This window comes from uncultured Thiodictyon sp. (assembly GCF_903828115.1).
Classification (GTDB): Bacteria; Pseudomonadota; Gammaproteobacteria; order Chromatiales; family Chromatiaceae; genus Thiodictyon.
Genome location: NZ_CAIKKU010000857.1, coordinates 1 through 3,110, shown reverse-complemented (window position 1 = coordinate 3,110; position 3,110 = coordinate 1). Strand labels below are relative to the sequence as shown.

2 protein-coding genes are annotated in these 3,110 nt (G+C 61.7%); one reads left to right on the top strand and one right to left on the bottom strand.

Annotated elements, in window-relative coordinates; all coding sequences use genetic code 11:
- The first annotated feature begins 126 nt into the window (after positions 1 to 126).
- Entirely contained in the window at positions 127 to 1,194 is a 1,068-nt protein-coding gene (locus QZY48_RS32065) for a hypothetical protein (RefSeq protein ID WP_295438348.1), read from the top strand.
- Positions 1,195 to 1,302: 108 nt separating this feature from the next.
- Here the strand turns inward: QZY48_RS32065 and QZY48_RS32060 are convergent, their stop codons facing one another.
- Positions 1,303 to 2,889, bottom strand: a complete 1,587-nt coding sequence (locus QZY48_RS32060) for an AAA-like domain-containing protein (protein ID WP_295438345.1) — start codon at positions 2,887 to 2,889, stop codon at positions 1,303 to 1,305.
- Positions 2,890 to 3,110: the final 221 nt, after the last annotated feature.

Genomic DNA, 3,110 nt, shown 5'->3' with positions numbered 1-3,110 from the left:
GCTTGTGCTATTGGCCAGGCATGTTGGGGAAAAAGCCTCTGAAAAGGGCGCATCCCTGGCGTGTAGGTGCGGAGAACTGACCTAAGACTGGGCTAAATCGGGAACGGCTAATATTAGGGATTTTTGATGCAATTGCCCTGCCTGTGGAGCCGGCTAACCGATCTCGAAGCGAAGCGCGTCGCCGAAGCGCTTTGGTTACCACGTTTTACCGGTGTGGATGCGCTTCCAAGTGAAACCAATCTGTTTCACTGGGTATTCTTGTTATTGCCAGAACCCTCACCGGGCTTGGCAGAGCAGAGGTTGCGAGATCACTGGTTCGGCTCTCAGGAGGCAAAGGATCAGAAACGACTTAATGAGGCATTCTGGCGGGTGGGGACTGCCCTGTCTAGCCTGAAGGGGCATAAGCGGTTACTGGCGTTAACGGCGAGTGAGTGCGCCAAGCTCGCGGCTGCGGTAGAAGCGTGGGTGAAGTTGCCCGTGGCATGCGATGACGAGCCATTTGTCGAGTTTGGAACTCGCGAAGCCATTTTTGGTCTCCAGTCAATTCTTCCTGAGATCGATCTGTCGCCTGCGGTTGCGGAGGGGCTGCTGGTCAAAGTGGCTGCGCTGAACCAGACACACACGCCAAGTTTCCGACTGTTGGCTGGCTTGGCGAAGTCCTTACCTAACAGGGTCGACGACATTGCCATGGTGATGAGGATAGGGTTGTCTTCAGACAACGCGGTCGTTGCCGAAGAGGCCGTGGATGGCCTCCATTTTTGGTTGATTGGCGCTTCAGAACCGACATCACGAATCCCAGCGCCGCCGGGCGATCTATGCCGAGAGGTCGGCGTGATGATCGCCAACCGACGAAAACACAGCCTTAACAAAGCGCTTCAGTTAGCACGCTGGATCTTCGCGGACGGCTCTTCCGAGCAACGCGACGCCATTGCCCAAATGACTCTGGACGGGCTACGCTACCTGATTCAGGAATTGCGATATGACCGCGACCATCGTGAGGAAGACGAGGTTGACGTTCCCTTGTTGCGGTGGGGCTGCGCCCACCTCGCGCTGGCAATGTCGGCATGCGGCTACGCGGCGGACCCAACGATAGCGCGATGGGCGCAGGCGGTCGAAGACGACCCGCTACCGGAGGTCCGTCATGCCGAAGGGCCAGCCAGGGCCAGCGCGGGTTGGGGAGAATCACCTGAGTAATCCTATGTGAACCATGGTCAACGTTTGGCCAAGCAATACTTGAGTCGCGAAGCGTCTCACGCAGGCGTTGGCGGTTTACGATAGGGCCCGACCGGCTCAAGGCCACTCCTACATCCCCCACACCTCAATCTCCACCCCGGCAAACCCCTCGGTCCGCCGAAAGACCTTCTCACTCCAAGCCCGCTTGCTCCGGTCGAAGATCAGCAGGTGGGCCTCTTGCGCGGCGCAGCGGTCCAGATATTCGTAGGTCTGTTGCAGTCCCAGGGCAATGGTCGCCTCCAGCCCCCGATGCCGGACCTTCAACTCCAGCACGGCCTTCTGGACCTGATCGCCGTCATAGGGCCACAGGATAAAGAGATCCGTGCGCATCCGCCCCAGTCCGTATTCGCGCTCGATCCGCCCGCCGCCGTTGATGATCCGCTGCAGGAAGGCCTGAAGCAGCAATTGGGGTCCGGCCTCTTTGTATTCAAAGCGCTCGATCCAGTGTTCGGAGTGCTCGCGGAAGAAGACCTGGAAGGCGGTGAGCAGTTTAGGCAGGTCCAGACGGCCGTCCGGCGCAATGTACCAGGCGCTCTGGTATTGCGCCTCGAAGTCGATCTGCTGGACGAAGGTCAATTGCCGGGGGATGATCTCGCGATAGATCGGGTTGGCGATGGCGAGTACGCCGGAGTCCCGCGCGACCAGGCCCAGGTCCGTGACATACTGGATATCGTCTTCGTGTACCGAGCCTTGGGCCTCGCCGCCGGTCAGCATCGGCTCCACGACGCGGCGCACGCGCGGCTCGCGCAGCTTGTCGGCGAGCTGGTCCAGGTGGGTGTCCCGGCGCTGGATCAGGACCTCTTTCGCCTGCTCCACCCGCTCCGCGGTGATGATGACCCGGCGGTCGCGCGCGCCCCGGTCGCGAAAGCACAGTTGGTAGCCCAGTGCGTTGACCAGCCAGGGCTGGCCGCGGGTCAGGTCCCAGATGCGTTCAATGGCCTCGGCGGTAAAGACCTGTCCCGTTTCCGTGCTGTGCTGGAGGTAGAGTGCGGCGACATCCGCCGCGCTGAAATTGCCCATCCGGATGGACTCGGCCTTGATGTTGAAGGCGCTGCCGCCGGTAATGATCTCTTGTGAGCGGGCGGAGTGGATACGGTAGTCGCGCACGTCACGGACCCCGCAGAGCACGACGCTCTGCGGGAAGGCGCGGGGGCGTTTGGTGTAACCGGCGCGCAGTTGGCGCAGCAGGGCGATCAGGGTGTCGCCGATCAGTGCATCGATCTCATCGATCAGCAACACCAGGGGCCGGTCGCTGTGTTCGGCCCAGCGGCTCAAGACCTCGCCGAAGGCTTCAAATGGGCCCCGCTGCGCCAGCACACCGGGCCAGATTTGGTCCGGATAGGGATCGTCGGCCAGTTGTCGCGCCCAGCTTCCGAGTCCGCTCAGGATCGCCTGCATCGCATCGGCCACGTCCTCGCGGGCGGCCTGGGCCGGCTCCACGTTGATATAGACGCAGCGGTAGCGGGTGCCCGCGTTGAGATGGTGCATCAAGGCCAGGAGCGAGGAGGTCTTGCCGGTCTGGCGGGGGGCGTGCAGCACGAAATAGCGCTGCTGTCCGAGCAGCCCTTCGACCTCTTCCAGGTCGATGCGATGCAGCGGGTCCAGGCAATAGTGCTGGGTGCAGTCGACCGGTCCGGCGTTATTGAAAAATCGCATGGGCTCCTCCGCATCGCCGGTCGGCAATGGGGTGCTGGTCGTTGGATGTCTGCGCTGACCGCGGCGCGGCGGGTGGTCGCGTACTTGCCGAGCGAGGCCGGGGTGCGATCAGAACTGATGTATTAACGCACATGTCGTAGGGTACGCATCGCGTGCCCTACAGCTATAGCTACAGCTACCGGACGTTCTCACGGACCGGGCGTCGTTGTCGTTGTCGTTGT

Coding starts and splice junctions, on each gene's coding strand:
- QZY48_RS32065 (WP_295438348.1), top strand. CDS start 127: ATGCAATTGCCCTGCCTGTGGAGCCGGCTAACCGATCTCGAAGCGAAG.
- QZY48_RS32060 (WP_295438345.1), bottom strand. CDS start 2,889: ATGCGATTTTTCAATAACGCCGGACCGGTCGACTGCACCCAGCACTAT.